Source organism: Kluyvera intermedia, assembly GCF_034424175.1.
Taxonomy (GTDB): Bacteria; Pseudomonadota; Gammaproteobacteria; order Enterobacterales; family Enterobacteriaceae; genus Kluyvera; species Kluyvera intermedia.
In genome coordinates, this window is the sequence record NZ_CP139986.1 from 1,111,917 (window position 1) to 1,129,312 (window position 17,396).

A 17,396-nucleotide genomic window follows, 5' to 3' on the forward strand; every position below is an offset into this window, starting at 1 on the left:
AATAATAAATTTCAGACTATAAGCCGTCTGTTAACAAATTCGCGGGAGTGGCTCCGCGTGGGGGAGGTCTAATGTACGTTTTACACCGTACAGTCCCGCAACGCGTACCCCACGGCCTTCAGTCACTTCGCCAATGATAGCCGCATCGCATCCCAACGGATGGGCGCGCAGTGCGGCCAGCACCTCGTCAGCCGCTTCACGACTCACGCCAATAACCAGTTTACCTTCATTCGCAAAGTTAAGCGCGTCAAGCCCCAATAATTCGCACACGCCGCGCACTGCGTCTTTAAGTGGCAGTTTTTGCTCGGTCAGTTCCACGCCGCATCCACAGGCGGCGGCAAATTCATGGGCAACGGCATTCACGCCACCACGGGTGGCATCGCGCAGCGCTTTCACGCCGCTGATTGTCCGAAGACGTTGAATCAACGGCGTTAATACCGCGCAGTCGCTTTGCAGTTCACCATCCAGCCCCAGTTGCTCGCGCAGGTTGAGAATGGTGGCTCCGTGGTCACCAAGTGTGCCGCTAACCATCAGCACATCACCCGGTGCGAGTGTGGCTGCACCCCAGTGGATATCCGCCGGAATAGCCCCCATCCCGGCGGTGTTGATAAACAGCTTATCCGCCGCTCCGCGTCCCACCACTTTGGTGTCGCCGGTGACGATGGCAATATCCGCGGCTTTCGCCGTCGCCGCCATGCTGTTAACCACCGCTTCCAGTGTGTCCATCTCCAGCCCTTCCTCGATAATAAAACCGCAGGAGAGGTAGCGCGGGATAGCACCGCTGACCGCCACGTCGTTGGCGGTGCCGCATACGGCCAGCTTGCCGATGTTACCGCCGGGGAAGAATAGCGGATCAATCACGTAGCTGTCGGTGGAGAAGGCCAGCCGGTCACCGTGCGCGGTGAGTGAGTCCAGAGAAATTCGCGCCTGATCTTCCTGCTCTGCCAGCCAGGGGTTAGCGAAAGCCTTCATAAATAGACTGTCGATTAACTGCTGCATTGCCAGGCCGCCGCTGCCGTGGGCTAATTGAATGTTTTTCATACTTCTGCCTCCTGACTGCGATATTGATACCAGGCGGCGCATGCGCCCTCGGTGGATACCATCAGCGCGCCGAATGCGCTTTGTGGATTGCAGGTTGCGCCAAACAGCGGGCACTGATGCGGTTTACAGCGTCCGGTGAGCACGTCGCCACAGCGGGCGCGCGGGTCGTCGCAGACGCGCTGCGGCTGTGGTTTAAAGTGCGCTTCGGCATCAAAGGACTGATACGCGGGCGTCAGCTGTACCCCGGAATCATTAATCAGCCCCAGACCGCGCCATTCGCTATCGCCTTTGACGGCAAAAACCTCGGCAATCGCTTTTTGCGCAAGCCGGTTACCGTCGTCCGGCACCACGCGGCGGTACTGGTTTTCCACGCTGGAATCGCCGGAAATTTTCTGTTCCACCAGCATATTCACGCCCTGTAGCAAATCGACCGGCTCAAAGCCTGCCACCACCAGCGGACGATGATAGTCGCTGGCGATAAAACCGTAGGCGTGGGTGCCGATGACCATACTGACATGCCCCGGCGCTAAAAAGGCGTCGATGCTGTTATCCGGCTGGTCAAGCAAGCTACGCAGCGTGGGGATTAATGTAATGTGCTGACAGAAAAAGAAAAAGTTACTGACGTTATGCGCTTTTGCCTGTTGTAGCGTAATGGCGGTGGTCGGCATGGTGGTTTCAAAACCTAATCCGAAGAACACCACTTTGCGTTGCGGATTCAGCTGCGCCAGCTTTAAGGCATCCATCGGCGAGTAAACGATGCGGATGTCCGCACCGCGCGCTTTCGCCTGCATCAGCGAACCGTTTTTGCCCGGTACGCGCATGGCGTCGCCAAAGGTACAGAATATGACCTCGGGATGGTCGGCGATTTCAATACAGGTGTCGATGCGTCCCATCGGCAGTACGCACACCGGGCAGCCCGGGCCGTGGATAAATTCGATATTGTCCGGCAGCAGCTGGTCGAGCCCGAATTTGAAAATCGCATGTGTGTGGCCGCCACACACTTCCATAATGCGCAGCGGACGTTTAGCGGTATAAGCCAGATGTTGCGCCCGGGATTTCAGGTGCGCGATAAGCTGCATCACCTGTTCCGGCGCACGGTACTCATCAACAAAACGCATTACCGTTCCTCACCGTACAGCAGCGCGCCGACATCCGGCTCGACTTCAAACATATTTTCCAGCGCCGCGAGGGTATCGCGCGCTTCCTCTTCATTAATGATGCTCATGGCAAAACCGACGTGCACCAGCACCCATTGACCGATGCGTGACTGACCGTTTTCATCCGTTGCGCCAACCAGCGTCAGGTCGACATCGCGCTTAATGCCGCAGACATCGACTTTCGCCTGTACGCCGTCAATGGCCGAAATTTGTCCTGGAACGCCTATGCACATCGTTGTGTCTCCAGCCAGTTCAGCCACTGGTCCATGCCTTCACCGCTGGTGGCGGAAAGCAGGATGATTTCAATATTAGGGTTTACTTCGCGGGCGCAGGCAATGCACTGTTCCACATCGAAATTCAGGTACGGCAGCAGGTCGATTTTGTTCAACAGCATGATGCTTGCGGCGGCAAACATATGCGGATATTTCAGCGGCTTGTCTTCGCCTTCGGTGACTGACAGCACCGCGACTTTGTGGCGCTCACCGAGGTCAAAGCTGGCCGGACAGACGAGGTTGCCGACGTTTTCAATAAACAGAATGCTGTTGCTTTCCAGCGGCAGGCGCGGTGCTGCGTCGGCAATCATCTGCGCATCAAGATGGCAGCCTTTACCGGTATTCACCTGAATAGCGGGTGTGCCGGTGGCGCGAATGCGCGCGGCGTCGTTTACGGTCTGCTGGTCGCCTTCAATGACCGCGCAGGACACCCGCTCTTTCAGGCGCATCAGGGTTTCGGTGAGCAGGGTGGTTTTACCGGAGCCGGGGCTGGAAACCAGATTCAACACCAGCTGTTCGCGGGCGGCAAAGCGCGCACGGTTGCGGGCGGCAATCTGATTATTTTTATCCAGCACGTCGATTTCCACTTCCAGCATCCGCCGCTGGCTCATGCCCGGCGCGTGGGTACCGGCTTCACCGTGACCATAATGCAGGTCGCCGTTGTCGGCAGCCTGCGGCTGGAACTCCTGGGTTCGAACGCCGGTAATCGACAGCGCCGGACGGCCTGCCGGTGCGAAAGGGGCGCTGCGGAACAGGGAATGCGGGTTACGTTCATCGCCCTCTATATAGAGGTTGCCTTCGGCACAACCACAGGTGCTACACATACTTTACTCCTGATCAATTTCAATTCGCTGAATCTGTAAACCGTCGTCGGCGACGATGCGTAGGTTGTCGCTGTTGCACTGCGGACAGCGCCGCACGTGGATGGACACTAACTGGACATACTGCTGGCAGGATTCACACCAGCACTCCGCTTCTTGCTCTTCGACGTGCAGTTCACAGCCTTCAGCCAGCGTGCCGCGGCACACCAGGTCAAAACAAAAGGTCATCGCGCTGGTCTCTACACAAGAAAACGCGCCGACCTTGATCCAGACGCCAGTGACGCGCTTTGCGCCGTTGTGTTGCGCCTGCTGTTCGACAATTTCCAGCGCGCGCTGGCAGAGCGTAATTTCGTGCATGATGCCTCCGGTTTTCATTACTCGCAGTCGTAATGCAATAACGATGCCAGAGATGGATGCTTGCCTGTGAAGACTGTCGATGACGATGTCATTCTGACGAAATGACATGTCACACCCGACGTGTCATTTTCATAAAATTCATATTAATCATTGAGTTAAAAATATGGCATGAAATGTGCTTAGGAGGCTTGTTTCTATTAACCGGGTAACCGACATGACTATTTGGGAAATTAGCGAGAAGGCCGACTTCATCGCCGATCGTCACCGCCGCCATCAGGATCAATGGCGCGTGTACTGTAACTCACTGGTTCAAGGGATAACGCTGTCTAAAGCGCGCCTGCATCACGGCATGAACTGCGCGCCGGAGAAAGAGCTGAGCTTCGTGCTGTTCGAACACTTTGTGGTGTCCGTATGCCTGACTGGTGGCTTTAACAGCCACACCGTTGAGTACTACGTGGAAACACGCGATGGCCTGAATAAAGAGTGCGTGGCACGCGCTGAGCTGAATAACAGCGGCTTTATCGATGGCACCGTTAATATCCGCGATCGCGAGCAGGTTCTGGAACACTACCTGGAAAAAATTTCGCCGGTATACAACACCTTGTATGCCGCGCTTGAGAGCGACAGCCCGGTCAACTTCGGCCAGCTGGCACGTGAGCCTCAACGGGCATCTAACGCCTGAATTATTGGTGTGTCGACGGGTGTCGAAATGACACCTGCTCTGCATGATTTCGTCAAAAATGACTATCACCTGAGGAAGACCTGGTGAATCGTTTTGTAATTGCTGACTCTACCGTCTGTATCGGTTGCCGCACCTGTGAAGCGGCGTGCGCGGAAACGCATCGCCATCACGGCCTGCAATCAATGCCGCGGCTGAAAGTTATGCTCAATGAAAAAGAATCCGCGCCGCAGATGTGCCACCAATGCGAAGACGCGCCGTGTGCCGGGGTTTGCCCGGTGAATGCGATTAACCGCGTCGATGGCGCCGTTCAGCTCAATGAAAGTCTGTGCGTGAGCTGCAAACTGTGCGGCATTGCCTGCCCGTTTGGCGCGATTGAATTTTCCGGTAGCCGTCCGCTGGATATCCCGGCAAACGCCAACTCGCCGAAAGCGCTGCCAGCCCCTCCGGCCCCGGCGCGCGTCAGTACGCTGCTGGACTGGGTTCCAGGCGTGCGCGCCATCGCGGTGAAATGTGATCTTTGTTATTTCGACGAGGAAGGCCCGGCCTGTATCCGTACCTGTCCTACGAAAGCGCTGCATCTTGTTAATAACATGGACATCGCCCGCGTCAGCCGTCGTAAACGTGAACTGACCTTCCATACCGATTTAGGCGATCTGTCGCTGTTTCAGGCGCAACAAGGAGAGTCGAAATGAGCGTGATGACGTTAATCAATAACGCAGTGGCGTGGTTCGTCTTTGCTGCGGTGCTCTCCTTTTTACTGTCGTTTAAGAAACCGCTAAGCGGTTTTGTCGCCGGTATCGGCGGCGCGGTAGGGAGCCTGTGCGCGGCGCTGGCGGGAGCCGAAGTCCTTCTTCACGCCACCCCGGTGATGGGCAAACTTTCGCTGGTGCATTACATCGTATTGGTCACCCCGCTAAACGCGGTCTGGCTGATTGCGCTGGGGCTGTGCGGCCTGTTTGTCAGCCTATACAACATCGACTGGCATCGTCACCCGAACGTGAAAAACAACGGTCTGCTGGTGAACGTTCTGCTGGCTGCGGCGGTTTGCGCGATTGTTGCCAGCAGCTTCGGTTCGCTGGTGGTGATGGCGGAAATTATGGCGCTGTGTGGGGCATTCCTCACCGGCTGCGTCTCATCCGGCAAGCTGTGGTTTGCACTGGGCCGTCTGGGTACCCTTTTGCTGGCTATCGCCTGCCTGCTGCTGTGGCAGCGCTATGGCACGCTGGATCTAACGCTGCTGAACGAACGCGCGCAGTTGTTGCCTATCGGCTCGGATATCTGGGTGCTGTGCGTTATTGGCTTTGGCCTGCTGGCCGGGATTATTCCGCTGCACGGCTGGGTGCCTTCAGCACATGCTAACGCCAGCGCACCAGCTGCCGCATTGTTCTCAACCGTGGTGATGAAAGTGGGGCTGCTCGGCATTCTCACTATCTCTCTGCTGGGTGATGCACAACCGTTGTGGTGGGGGATCGCGCTGCTGGTACTGGGTATGATCACCGCTTTCGTTGGCGGCCTGTATGCCCTGATGGAGCACAATATTCAGCGTCTGCTGGCGTACCACACGCTGGAAAATATCGGCATCATCCTGCTCGGTCTTGGCGTCGGCGTAACCGGTCTGGCATTACAGCAGCCGGTGATGGTGGCGCTGGGTCTGGTGGGTGGTTTGTACCATCTGCTTAACCACAGCCTGTTTAAAACCACGCTGTTTCTCGGCGCGGGCGCGGTCTGGTTCCGTACCGGTCATCGCGATATCGAGAAGCTGGGCGGCATTGGCAAACGCATGCCGCTGATTTCACTGGCGATGCTGGTTGGCCTGATGGCGATGGCCGCGCTGCCACCGTTAAACGGTTTTGCCGGTGAGTGGGTTATCTACCAGTCCTTCTTCAAACTGAGCACCAGCGGCGCGTTTATCGGTCGTCTGCTTGGGCCGTTGCTGGCCGTGGGCCTGGCGATTACCGGTGCGCTGGCGGTGATGTGTATGGCGAAAGTCTACGGCGTCACCTTCCTTGGCGCACCGCGCACTAAAGAGGCGGAAAACGCCTGCTGCGCGCCGCTGTTGATGGCGGCAAGCACCGTGGCGATGGCGCTGCTGTGTATCGTGGGCGGGGTTGCCGCGCCGTGGCTGTTGCCGATGTTAAGTGCGGCTGTTCCTCTGCCAATCGAAACGGCCGATACCCTGGTCTCCCAGCCGATGATCACTCTGCTGCTGATTGCCTGCCCGCTGCTGCCGTTCATCATCCTCGCCTTGCTCAAAGGCAACCGCCTGCCAAGCCGTTCACGCGGCGCGGCGTGGGTCTGTGGTTACGACCATGAAGAATCGATGGTCATTACCGCGCACGGCTTTGCCATGCCGGTGAAACAGGCCTTTGCGCCGGTGCTGAAATTACGTCAATGGCTTAACCCGGTGTCTCTGGTTCCGGGCTGGCAGAATGCGGCGGCGGCACCGTTGCTCGCCCGTCTGGCGCTGGTTGAACTGGCGGTGCTGGTCGTGATTGTCATCTCTCAAGGAGCCTGAACATGACGGTCTTATTTGCTTTATTGCAGGCGCTGGTGCTGTTTGCCGTTGCGCCATTGCTCTCCGGTATCACCCGCGTATTGCGCGCACGGTTGCATAACCGTCGTGGGCCGGGAGTGATGCAGGAGTATCGCGACATCATCAAACTGCTGGGTCGTCAGAGTATTGGCCCGGACGCGTCCGGCTGGATTTTCCGCCTAACGCCGTTTGTGATGGTTGGCGTGATGCTGACCATTGCGACCGCGCTGCCGGTGGTGACCGTGGCGTCGCCAATGCCGGGGTTGGGTGACCTGATTACCCTTATCTACCTGTTTGCGGTGGCGCGTTTCTTCTTTGCCATCGCCGGTCTGGATACCGGTAGCCCGTTCACCGCCATCGGCGCCAGCCGTGAAGCGATGCTCGGCGTGCTGGTTGAGCCGATTCTGCTACTCGGCCTGTGGGTTGCGGCACTGGTTGCAGGTTCAACGCACATCAGCAATATCACCGACGCCATTTACCACTGGCCGGTTAGCCGCAGCATCCCGCTGGTATTGGCGTTCTGCGCCTGCGCTTTCGCCACCTTTATCGAAATGGGCAAACTGCCGTTCGACCTGGCAGAAGCGGAGCAGGAGTTGCAGGAAGGCCCGCTGTCTGAGTACAGCGGCAGGGGCTTCGGCGTGCTGAAGTGGGGCATTAGCCTCAAACAGCTGGTGGTGTTGCAGATGTTCGTGGGCGTCTTTATCCCATGGGGACAGATGACCAGCTTTAGCGCTACAGGACTGGTTATTGCGGTGATTGCCGCCATCGTCAAGCTGATTGCTGGCGTGATGATTATTGCCCTGTTCGAAAACAGCATGGCGCGTCTGCGTCTGGATATTACAGGTCGCGTGACCTGGGCCGGGTTCGGTTTAGCCTTTTTAGCCTTCGTCTCCTTGCTGGTGGCGTGATAAGAGAGTTTGAGCATGTCTGAAGAAAAAGTGGGTCAACATTACCTCGCTGCGCTGCACCAGGCCTTTCCGGGCGTGGTGCTGGACGAAGCCTGGCAGACCAAAGACCAGTTAACGGTGACCGTGAAGGTCAACTACTTGCCGGAAGTGGTCGAGTTTCTTTACTACAAGCAGGGCGGCTGGCTGTCGGTGCTGTTCGGCAACGATGAACGTAAACTGAACGGTCACTACGCGGTCTACTACGTGCTGTCGATGGAAACCGGCACCAAGTGCTGGATTACCGTGCGCGTGGAAGTGGATGCCAATACCCTTGAATATCCGTCCGTCACCCCGCGTGTGCCTGCTGCCGTGTGGGGCGAGCGCGAAGTGCGCGACATGTACGGCCTGATTCCGGTTGGCCTGCCGGACGAACGTCGCCTGGTGCTGCCGGACGATTGGCCGGACGAGCTGTATCCGCTGCGTAAAGACAGCATGGACTACCGTCAGCGCCCGGCACCAACTACCGATGCGGAAACCTACGAGTTCATCAACGAACTGGGCACCAAGAAAAACAACGTAGTGCCAATTGGCCCGCTGCACGTCACCTCCGATGAACCGGGTCACTTCCGCCTGTTCGTTGACGGCGAGAACATTATCGATGCCGACTACCGTCTGTTCTATGTCCACCGTGGCATGGAAAAGCTGGCGGAAACCCGTATGGGTTACAACGAAGTGACGTTCTTGTCTGACCGCGTGTGCGGCATCTGCGGCTTTGCCCACAGCACCGCCTACACCACCTCCGTCGAGAATGCGATGGGCATCGTGGTGCCGGAACGTGCGCAGATGATCCGCGCTATTCTGCTGGAAGTTGAGCGTCTGCACTCGCACCTGCTGAACCTCGGCCTGGCGTGTCACTTCACCGGTTTTGACTCCGGGTTTATGCAGTTCTTCCGTGTGCGTGAAGCCTCCATGAAAATGGCGGAAATCCTTACCGGAGCGCGTAAAACCTACGGCCTGAACCTGATTGGCGGTATCCGTCGCGACTTCCTCAAAGACGACATGATCCAGACTCGTCAACTGGCGCAGCAAATGCGTCGTGACGTGCAGGATCTGGTGGATATTCTGCTGACCACGCCGAACATGGAGCAGCGCACCGTGGGTATTGGTCGTCTGGATCCGCAAATCGCCCGTGACTTCAGCAACGTTGGCCCAATGGTTCGCGCCAGCGGCCACGCTCGTGACACTCGTGCCGATCACCCGTTTGTCGGCTACGGTCTGCTACCAATGGAAGTTCACACCGAGCAGGGCTGCGACGTTATCTCGCGCCTGAAGGTGCGTATCAACGAAGTGTTCACCGCGCTGAACATGATTGATTACGGCCTAGACAACCTGCCTGGCGGCCCGCTGGCGGTGGACGGATTTACCTACATCCCGAACCGCTTTGCGCTCGGCTTCTCGGAAGCGCCACGCGGTGATGATATCCACTGGAGCATGACCGGCGACAACCAGAAGCTGTATCGCTGGCGCTGCCGCGCGGCGACCTACGCCAACTGGCCGACTCTGCGCTATATGCTGCGCGGTAACACCGTGTCCGATGCGCCGCTGATTATCGGTAGCCTCGACCCTTGCTACTCCTGTACTGACCGTATGACCGTGGTCGATGTGCGTAAGAAGAAAAGCAAAGTCGTGCCGTATAAAGAGCTTGAGCGCTACAGCATTGAGCGTAAGAACTCGCCGCTGAAATAATTGGGCTATTGCGTGGGGATTACCCCTCACCCCGGCCCTCTCCCCGTAGGGGCGAGGGGGAAGGGCAGATCGAGTGCGAGTTTACTGGCAACACCGATCTGTCTCCTCTCTCTATAAGGGCGAGGGAGAAGGGCAGACCGTATTCGGACTTACCAACCGCGCCGAACTGTCCCCTCTCCCTTTCAGGGAGAGGGTTAGGGTGAGGGTAAAAACACCGCACGCAAGCTGGGAGCAACTATGTTTACCTTTATAAAAAAAGTCATTAAAACCGGCGTGACGACCTCGTCCTATCCGCTGGAACCGATGCCGGTGGATAAAAACTTCCGTGGCAAACCGGAACACAATCCGCAGCAGTGCATTGGCTGCGCAGCGTGTGTTAACGCCTGCCCGTCAAACGCGCTGACGGTCGAAACCGACCGCGTCAACAATCAACTGGCGTGGCAGTTTAATCTCGGTCGCTGTATCTTCTGCGGCCGCTGTGAAGAAGTCTGCCCGACGGCGGCGATTAAGCTGTCGCAGGAATATGAGCTGGCGGTGTGGAAAAAGGAAGATTTCCTCCAGCAGTCACGCTTTGATATCTGCAACTGCCGCGAGTGCCAGCGTCCGTTTGCGGTGCAAAAAGAGATTGATTACGCCATTGCGTTGTTAAAACACAACGGCGACAGCCGCGCTGAAAATCACCGCGAAAGCTTTGAGACCTGCCCGGAATGCAAGCGTCAGAAATGTTTGGTGCCTTCCGACCGTATTGACCTGACTCGCCATATGAAAGGGGCTATCTAATGAGCAACTTAATCGGGCCACGCGACGACAATGGCATGCCGGTGCCAATGACGGTAGAAGAATCTATCGCCAGCATGAAAGCGTCGCTGTTAAAAAATATCAAGCGTTCCGCCTACGTTTACCGCGTTGACTGCGGTGGCTGTAACGGCTGCGAAATCGAAATTTTTGCCACCTTGTCGCCGCTGTTTGACGCTGAACGTTTCGGTATCAAAGTGGTGCCGTCACCGCGTCACGCTGACATCCTGTTGTTCACCGGTGCGGTGACCCGCGCCATGCGCTCGCCTGCGCTGCGCGCCTGGCAGTCGGCACCCGACCCGAAAATCTGCATTTCCTACGGTACCTGCGGCAACAGCGGCGGTATCTTCCACGACCTGTATTGCGTGTGGGGCGGTACCGACAAAATTGTGCCGGTAGACGTTTATATTCCGGGTTGCCCGCCAACGCCTGCGGCGACGCTGTACGGTTTTGCGATGGCGCTGGGGCTGCTGGAGCAGAAAATCCACGCACGTGCGCCGGGCGAACTTGACGCCCAGCCTGCTGAAATTCTGCATCCTGATATGGTACAGCCGCTGCGCGTGAAGATTGACCGTGAAGCGCGCCGCCTGGCGGGTTACCGCTATGGTCGCCAGATTGCCGACGACTATATGGTGCATCTGAACCAGGGCGAAACCCAGATTCAGCAATGGCTGGCAACCGAAAACGATCCGCGTTTGACGGAAATCGTCACGCATCTGAGTCACGTAGTAGAAGAGGCACGTATTCGATGAGCGAACAGGTGGTGTTCAGTCAACTGAGCCGTAAATTTATTGATGAGAACGATGCGACGCCATCGGAGGCGCAGCAGGTTGTCTATTACAGCCTGGCGATTGGCCACCACCTCGGGATTATCGACTGTCTCGAAGCCGCGCTGACCTGCCCGTGGGATGAGTATCTGGCGTGGATTGCTACGCTTGAGGTAGGCAGTACGGCGCGGCGTAAAATGGAAGGTGTGCCGAAGTACGGCGAAATTGTTATCGATAGCAACCATGTGTCGATGCTGGCGAACGCTTTTGATAAAGCCCGTGCGTCACAAACAGCGCAGCAGCAGGACTGGAGTCAGGCGATGCTGAATATGTTGCATGCCATCCACCAGGAAAGCGCCATCTATCTGATGGTGCGCCGCCTGCGCGACTGATTTTAAAAGATTGAGGAATGAACATGACTGACGTTTTACTCTGTGTCGGCAATAGCATGATGGGCGACGACGGCGCGGGCCCGTTACTGGCAGAAATGTGCGCGGCCCAGCCGAAAGGGGCGTGGGTTGTGATTGACGGCGGTAGCGCGCCGGAGAATGACATTGTGGCGATCCGTGAGTTGAATCCGGCGCGGCTGTTGATTGTTGATGCGACGGATATGGGGTTGAATCCGGGTGAGATTCGCCTTGTCGATCCGGATGATATTGCTGAGATGTTTATGATGACGACCCACAATATGCCGCTGAATTATCTGGTTGATCAGCTTAAGGATGATGTGGGTGAGGTGATTTTCCTCGGGATTCAGCCGGATATTGTTGGGTTTTATTATCCGATGACGGAGGCGATTAAAGAGGCGGTTGAGGTGGTTTATCAGCGGCTTGAGGGGTGGCAGGGGAATGGTGGGTTTGCGCATTTGGAAGTAGAGGAAGAGGAGTAGTTTCCTTAGACGCTCAGGTTGTTGTTATTGTGATATTTTTTAGTTTGGTGAAAGGTTCCGTTCACTTTGCGTTAGGTAGAACATGAAGTGTCATCACCGGTGAACGTGTTAAGGGGGGCGGCCGCGCCCCCCTTAACAATCCCCGCGGCCCCGCAGGGAAATCGGTGCTTCGCACTGCGCTCGCCTCCGAACTCCAGCCTGCGGCACGGCGAAACTCGACGTCCTGTCTCGGTTCGCCTCAGTCCGCCATCCAGGCGGACTGACCTTGTCTTCCATTCTCCGACTCGCCGATTTCAGCGGGGACACATCGGTTTCAGAATGATTGGTTTTAGCTTTTAACTAAAAGGCCGCACGGACTTTGGCGGCGGCGATTGGCCGCCCCTTGCGTGCTCCCTGCGCCCGCGCGTGTTATATGGCTATATCTGGAAGGGAGCGCAACAGGACGCTGAATCCCAATATGGCTCCCCCTTTAGCGAGTTACCCTCACCCTGGTGGCGCTTCGCTTGGCCGGGCTACAACGCCAGATAAACCACACGAGGCGCTTACGCCAAATCTTCCCCATTACTCGCAATCACCTTCTTATACCACCAGAACGATTTCTTCCGCGTGCGTGCCAGCGTACCGTTCCCCGCGTCATCGCGATCAACATACACAAACCCATACCGCTTACTCATCTCACCCGTCGACGCCGCGACCAAATCAATGCACCCCCAGGTGGTATAACCAATAACCGGGATCCCATCCTCAATCGCTTCACCCATCGCCCGAATATGCTCGCGCAAATAGCTGATACGATAATCATCGTCGATCTGCCCATTGGCATTCACCACGTCTTTTGCCCCTAGCCCGTTCTCCACCAGGAACAGCGGCTTCTGGTAACGGTCATACATCATATTCATGGTGATGCGTAGACCCAGCGGATCGATACCCCAGCCCCATTCGCTGGCTTCTATATACGGGTTTTTCAGCGACTTGACGATATTCGCCGCGTTGGTATTGTTGGCGTTCATCTCCGCCGAAGCGCAGCGCGAAGCGTAATAGCTGAACGACACAAAATCGACCGTGTGCTTGAGCGCCTCGTCGTCGCCCGCTTCTTTGGCGATGGTCACACCTTTCTCGCGGAATACACGTGCTGAATAGGCCGGGTAAGCACCGCGCGCCTGCACGTCGATAAAGAACAGGTTTTCCCGGTCTTTTTCCAGCGCTGCCCATACGTCCTCTGGTTTGCAGGAATACGGGTAGAAGTTGCCGCCCGCCAGCATACAGCCGACCTGGTTTTGTGGGTTCACCTCATGGGCGATTTGGGTCGCCCGCGCACTCGCTACCAGCTCGTGGTGTGCGGCCTGATACTTCACCTGATCCTGATTTTCACCTTCCTCAAACACCAACCCCGCACCGGAGAACGGACTGTGCAGCATGATGTTGATTTCATTGAAGGTCAGCCAGTATTTCACTAACCCATCGAACGCTTCAAAGCAGGTACGCGCATAGCGGGTGAAAAACTCGACCATTTTGCGGTTGCGCCATGAACCGTATTCAGTGACCAAATGCATCGGCACGTCGAAGTGACACAAGGTGACCAGTGGTTCAATCCCGTACTTTTTACACTCGCTAAACAGGTCGCGATAGAAGGCGATACCTTCCTCGTTCGGCGTTAATTCATCGCCGTTCGGATACAGGCGGCTCCAGGCGATGGAGGTGCGAAATACGCTAAAGCCCATCTCAGCCATCAGCGCGATGTCTTCTTTGTAGCGATGATAAAAATCAATCGCCTGATGGCTCGGGTAGAACTCATCGTCACGCAGGGCAAAGCGTTTCTCCTGACCGAGTTTGACCGGCAGACGGTTGACGCCGTGTGGGATCATATCCACGGTGGTCGGCCCTTTGCCGCCTTCAAGCCAGGCCCCTTCGGCCTGATTGGCGGCAAGTGCGCCACCCCAGAGAAATCCTTGCGGAAATGTCGACATGCGTTACCTCGCTTACAAAAAAATCATGAAATTTGCGCCGCTTTGACACCGGCATTTGGCGTGGCTTGACGCTTGCGGGCATCAGCGGCGGCGTCTTCCACCGGGATATCCTCAAAGCCTAACAGCAGCGTCAGCACAAAAGAGAGCACGACCGCCAGCGCCATCACCCCGAAGACCCAGACGATAGTCATCGGGTTAGCTGGGTCGAAGAACTGTACGCTGGTGAACAGGCCGGGGGCGGCCATCGAGTGGCTGGCAAGACCTGCGGCACCGGCAATACCGCCGCAGATAAAGCCGCTAATCAGGCTGGCGATCAGCGGGCGTTTCAGGCGAATTGCCACGCCGTACAGCGCCGGTTCAGAAATCCCGGCCAAAATGGCCGAAGCGGCAGCCGCTAGCGCGGTCTGGCGCAGCTCCGGGTTTTTGGTCTTCCACGCCACCGCCAGCGACGAACCGCCAAGCGACAGGTTCGCGCCGATTTCCGACGGCATCACCATGCCCTCTTTGCCGGTTTCGGCAATGGTCTGGATGATGGTAGGGGTGAAGACGCGGTGCATCCCGGTCATTACCAGCAGCGGCCACAGCGCGCCCATAATAGCGACGGACAGCCAGCCCAGATAGCCGTGAATGGTGTACACCAGCGCAGAGATGGCGCTACCGATCCAGATACCGATAGGGCCGATCAGCAAGATCGCCAGCGGTGCGGCAATCAGCACAATCAGCATCGGTTTGAGGAAGTTCTTGGTTACCGCAGGGGTGATCCTGTCGACCCAACGTTCGATATAAGACAGACACCAAGTCATCACCAGCGCCGGGATCACCGTGTAGGTGTATTTCACGGCAGTGACCGGAATATAGGCAAACTCAACGTGCTCGCCCTGGGCCGCTTTTGCCATCAGTTCAATAAAGCTCGGGTGAACCAGCACGCCTGCAATAGCAATCGCCAGCGACATATTGGTCTTGAATTTTACCGCCGCAGAGGCGGCCACCATCAGCGGCAGGAAGAAGAATGCGCCGTCGCCAATTACCGTCAAAATGGTGAGCGTCGGTGCGCCTTTTGGCAGCACGCCTGTCATTTCGAGGATCATCGCCAGCAGTTTCACCATCGATCCGCCGATAATCGCCGGGATCAGCGGTGACATGGTGCCGATCAGGGCGTCGAGGATCCCAGCGCCTATGCGACGCAGCGTCAGCTTCGGTTTGCCAACCGGCACGGCGGGCTGCATATCGCCCGGCAGTAGGCTGACCACTTCACGGTAGGCTTGTGAAACGGTATTGCCAATAATGACCTGGCACTGATTGTCGTTACGCACCACGCCCATTACGCCGCTGATGTTCTTAAGCGTAGCGCTGTCGATCTGTGTATCGTCTTTCACCACGAAACGCAGGCGGGTCATGCAGTGGGTGACGGCGGCGATATTGTTTACCCCACCAAGTGCACCGACGACGGATTGCGCCAGCGCCGCATAATTTTTAGACATCGGATTTTATCCTGTTTTATCAGTAGGGTGCTTATCGTCCATCGCCGCGAAGTATTTGGGATGAAACGCCGCATAAGAAACCGGTTCCACATAATCATCATGTGTTTATTTTGTTGCAGCAAGATCTAAAAATTGTTTTTAAATGATTCGTGAAACCGGTCACAATAAATAGCGGTGGCGAATGATTCACCGTACCCACAGTGGCTGAAAATAGCCAAACGGTGCAGTACACTGCTGCCAAACGATTTCTCAAGGATAATCATCATGACGACGATGCTGGAGGTGGCGCGACGGGCGGGCGTGTCGAAAGCCACCGTCTCCCGGGTGCTCTCGGGTAACGGCTATGTCAGCCAGGAGACCAAAGACCGGGTGTTTTTGGCGATTGAAGAGAGCGGCTATCGGCCGAATCTGCTGGCGCGTAATCTGGCGACTAAAAAGACGCAAACGCTGGGCCTCGTGGTCACCAATACGCTGTACCACGGCGTCTACTTCAGCGAGTTGTTGTTTCATGCGGCGAGCATGACCGAAGCGCAGGGGCGGCGGTTGATTCTGGCTGATGGTAAGCACAGTGCCGAGGAAGAGCGTGAGGCCATTCAGTATCTCCTCGACTTGCGCTGTGACGGCATCATTATTTACCCGCGCTTTTTAAGCGTCGACGAAATTGACGATATCATTCAACAGCAGCAACGGCCGGTGTTGGTGATTAACCGCAGGCTGCGGCGTAACAGCAGTCACTGCGTTTATTGCGATCAAAAATCAGCCAGCCAGCAGGCGGTGGAAAAACTCATTGCCCACGGTCATCGGGATATTGCTTTTATTACCGGTTCGCTGGATTCGCCGACCGGTATTGAACGCTTATCTGGTTATAAAGATGCGCTGACAAAACACGGCATTACGCTGCGTAACGAGCTGATTGTCGAAGGGAAATGGACGCCGGCCACGGGCGCTGCTGGTGTGGATACGCTGCGTGAACGCCAGGCGAGCTTTAGTGCGCTGGTCGCCAGCAACGATGACATGGCGGTGGGGGCGATAAAGCGCCTGCATGACCACGGCATCAACGTTCCTTTGCAGGTTTCAGTGATTGGCTTCGATGACATTGCGCTGGCACCTTATATGATCCCGTCGCTTTCCAGCGTACGGATCCCGGTGACGGAAATGATTAAAGAGACCATCAACCGGCTTATTTTTATGCTCGACGGCGGTGACTTTAAATATCAACAAACCTTCCCCGGCGAGCTGATTGAACGCGATTCTATTGTGGCAGGCCCGCACGCGTAATCTCGTCAGCTGTCATCGTCATTAGTGACGATGACAGCATCTCTTTCTGTTACCCTCCAAAAATATTCTTAATAATCAGCCAACTAAAAGTTGGCTCGAATAATGCATTCTCTCGCACAATTCATTGTCATTGCTGGAGAAGTTGATGAACCGTTTCATCATTGCTGATGCGAGTAAATGTATTGGCTGCCGGACATGCGAAGTCGCATGCGTGGTTTCCCACCAGGAAGAACAGGACTGCGCCGCGCTGACGCCGCAATCTTTCCTGCCGCGTATTCACGTTATTAAAGGGATGGATGTTTCCACCGCTACCGCCTGTCGCCAGTGCGAAGACGCTCCTTGCGCCAACGTCTGCCCGAACGGGGCAATTATCCGCGATAAAGGTTTTATCCACGTCATGCAGGAACGCTGCATTGGCTGTAAGACCTGCGTTGTGGCGTGCCCGTACGGTGCGATGGAAGTGGTGGTTCGCCCGGTGGTTCGTAATAGCGGCGCGGGTCTGAAAGTTCGTGCGGAAAAAGCCGAAGCTAACAAATGCGACCTGTGTTTCCACCGCGAAGCTGGCCCGGCCTGTATGGAAGCCTGCCCGACTCACGCGCTGTTCTGCGTTGATCGCGACAAGCTCGAACAGTTGAGCGCGGAAAAACGCCGTCGTACGGCGCTGGACGTTGCGACGTCTCTGTCTTTCTAAAATCCCTTAATTTCTCTTTTAACAGGTCTGTT

At 56.4% G+C, this 17,396-nt stretch carries 18 protein-coding genes; 11 read left to right on the forward strand and 7 right to left on the reverse strand.

Translation table 11 applies throughout. The features are described from left to right. Window positions 1-30: 30 nt before the first annotated feature. From hypE to hypA, 5 genes are read right to left on the reverse strand one after another with little or no spacing between them, the layout of a single operon-like run. Complete coding sequence (hypE, locus tag U0026_RS05320) at window positions 31-1,041, reverse strand: hydrogenase expression/formation protein HypE (protein WP_062775386.1); 1,011 nt, start codon at window positions 1,039-1,041, stop codon at window positions 31-33. Further along, complete coding sequence (gene hypD / locus U0026_RS05325; protein WP_062775383.1) at window positions 1,038-2,159, reverse strand: hydrogenase formation protein HypD; 1,122 nt, start codon at window positions 2,157-2,159, stop codon at window positions 1,038-1,040. Before hypD ends, hypE begins: the two co-directional genes overlap by 4 nt. Then, on the reverse strand, window positions 2,159-2,431 hold the full coding sequence (locus U0026_RS05330) for a HypC/HybG/HupF family hydrogenase formation chaperone (protein ID WP_062775379.1): 273 nt from the start codon (window positions 2,429-2,431) through the stop codon (window positions 2,159-2,161). The genes hypD and U0026_RS05330 overlap by 1 nt, the downstream gene beginning before the upstream one ends. Further along, window positions 2,422-3,294, reverse strand: coding sequence for a hydrogenase nickel incorporation protein HypB (hypB, locus tag U0026_RS05335; protein ID WP_062775377.1), 873 nt, complete (start codon window positions 3,292-3,294; stop codon window positions 2,422-2,424). Before hypB ends, U0026_RS05330 begins: the two co-directional genes overlap by 10 nt. Before the next feature lie 3 nt (window positions 3,295-3,297). Then, entirely contained in the window at window positions 3,298-3,648 is a 351-nt protein-coding gene (gene hypA / locus U0026_RS05340) for a hydrogenase maturation nickel metallochaperone HypA (RefSeq protein WP_062775375.1), read from the reverse strand. 214 nt (window positions 3,649-3,862) lie between these two features. On the opposite strand from hypA, the gene hycA reads away from it, so the two are divergent. The 9 genes from hycA (at window position 3,863) to hycI (ending at window position 11,947) form a co-directional block, all read left to right on the forward strand. After that, window positions 3,863-4,330: a formate hydrogenlyase regulator HycA gene (gene hycA / locus U0026_RS05345; RefSeq protein ID WP_062775372.1), complete on the forward strand. Its 468-nt coding sequence runs from the start codon at window positions 3,863-3,865 to the stop codon at window positions 4,328-4,330. Between the two features lie 83 nt (window positions 4,331-4,413). Continuing rightward, entirely contained in the window at window positions 4,414-5,022 is a 609-nt protein-coding gene (locus U0026_RS05350; protein WP_062775369.1) for a 4Fe-4S dicluster domain-containing protein, read from the forward strand. Then, window positions 5,019-6,845, forward strand: coding sequence for a formate hydrogenlyase subunit 3 (gene hycC / locus U0026_RS05355; RefSeq protein ID WP_062775365.1), 1,827 nt, complete (start codon window positions 5,019-5,021; stop codon window positions 6,843-6,845). The genes U0026_RS05350 and hycC overlap by 4 nt, the downstream gene beginning before the upstream one ends. Before the next feature lie 2 nt (window positions 6,846-6,847). Beyond that, on the forward strand, window positions 6,848-7,771 hold the full coding sequence (locus U0026_RS05360; protein WP_062775363.1) for a respiratory chain complex I subunit 1 family protein: 924 nt from the start codon (window positions 6,848-6,850) through the stop codon (window positions 7,769-7,771). A 15-nt stretch (window positions 7,772-7,786) separates the two neighbouring features. Then, window positions 7,787-9,496 (forward strand): formate hydrogenlyase subunit HycE, encoded by a 1,710-nt coding sequence (gene hycE, locus U0026_RS05365; protein WP_062775360.1) that lies wholly within the window; start codon window positions 7,787-7,789, stop codon window positions 9,494-9,496. A 237-nt stretch (window positions 9,497-9,733) separates the two neighbouring features. Next, the gene (locus tag U0026_RS05370) at window positions 9,734-10,276 is read left to right on the forward strand and encodes a formate hydrogenlyase complex iron-sulfur subunit (protein ID WP_062775355.1); all 543 of its coding nucleotides are present in this window, start codon (window positions 9,734-9,736) and stop codon (window positions 10,274-10,276) included. Continuing rightward, window positions 10,276-11,043 carry an NADH-quinone oxidoreductase subunit B family protein gene (locus U0026_RS05375; protein WP_062775352.1) on the forward strand — a complete coding sequence of 256 codons (768 nt, stop codon included), beginning with the start codon at window positions 10,276-10,278 and terminating at the stop codon, window positions 11,041-11,043. The genes U0026_RS05370 and U0026_RS05375 overlap by 1 nt, the downstream gene beginning before the upstream one ends. Further along, entirely contained in the window at window positions 11,040-11,450 is a 411-nt protein-coding gene (locus U0026_RS05380) for a formate hydrogenlyase maturation HycH family protein (RefSeq protein ID WP_062775349.1), read from the forward strand. Before U0026_RS05375 ends, U0026_RS05380 begins: the two co-directional genes overlap by 4 nt. Before the next feature lie 23 nt (window positions 11,451-11,473). Continuing rightward, a complete protein-coding gene (gene hycI, locus U0026_RS05385; RefSeq protein ID WP_062775341.1) occupies window positions 11,474-11,947 on the forward strand; it encodes a hydrogenase maturation peptidase HycI in 474 nt (157 codons plus the stop codon). A gap of 542 nt (window positions 11,948-12,489) precedes the next feature. Here hycI and U0026_RS05390 read toward each other — a convergent pair. Next, window positions 12,490-13,914: a 6-phospho-beta-glucosidase gene (locus tag U0026_RS05390; protein WP_062775340.1), complete on the reverse strand. Its 1,425-nt coding sequence runs from the start codon at window positions 13,912-13,914 to the stop codon at window positions 12,490-12,492. Window positions 13,915-13,937: 23 nt separating this feature from the next. Then, window positions 13,938-15,395, reverse strand: coding sequence for a PTS cellobiose/arbutin/salicin transporter subunit IIBC (ascF, locus tag U0026_RS05395; RefSeq protein ID WP_062775339.1), 1,458 nt, complete (start codon window positions 15,393-15,395; stop codon window positions 13,938-13,940). Between the two features lie 264 nt (window positions 15,396-15,659). Here ascF and U0026_RS05400 point away from each other — a divergent pair, with 264 nt between their 5' ends. After that, window positions 15,660-16,673, forward strand: a complete 1,014-nt coding sequence (locus tag U0026_RS05400; RefSeq protein ID WP_062775338.1) for a LacI family DNA-binding transcriptional regulator — start codon at window positions 15,660-15,662, stop codon at window positions 16,671-16,673. A 145-nt stretch (window positions 16,674-16,818) separates the two neighbouring features. Further along, complete coding sequence (hydN, locus tag U0026_RS05405) at window positions 16,819-17,364, forward strand: electron transport protein HydN (protein ID WP_062775337.1); 546 nt, start codon at window positions 16,819-16,821, stop codon at window positions 17,362-17,364. Window positions 17,365-17,396 lie beyond the last annotated feature (32 nt).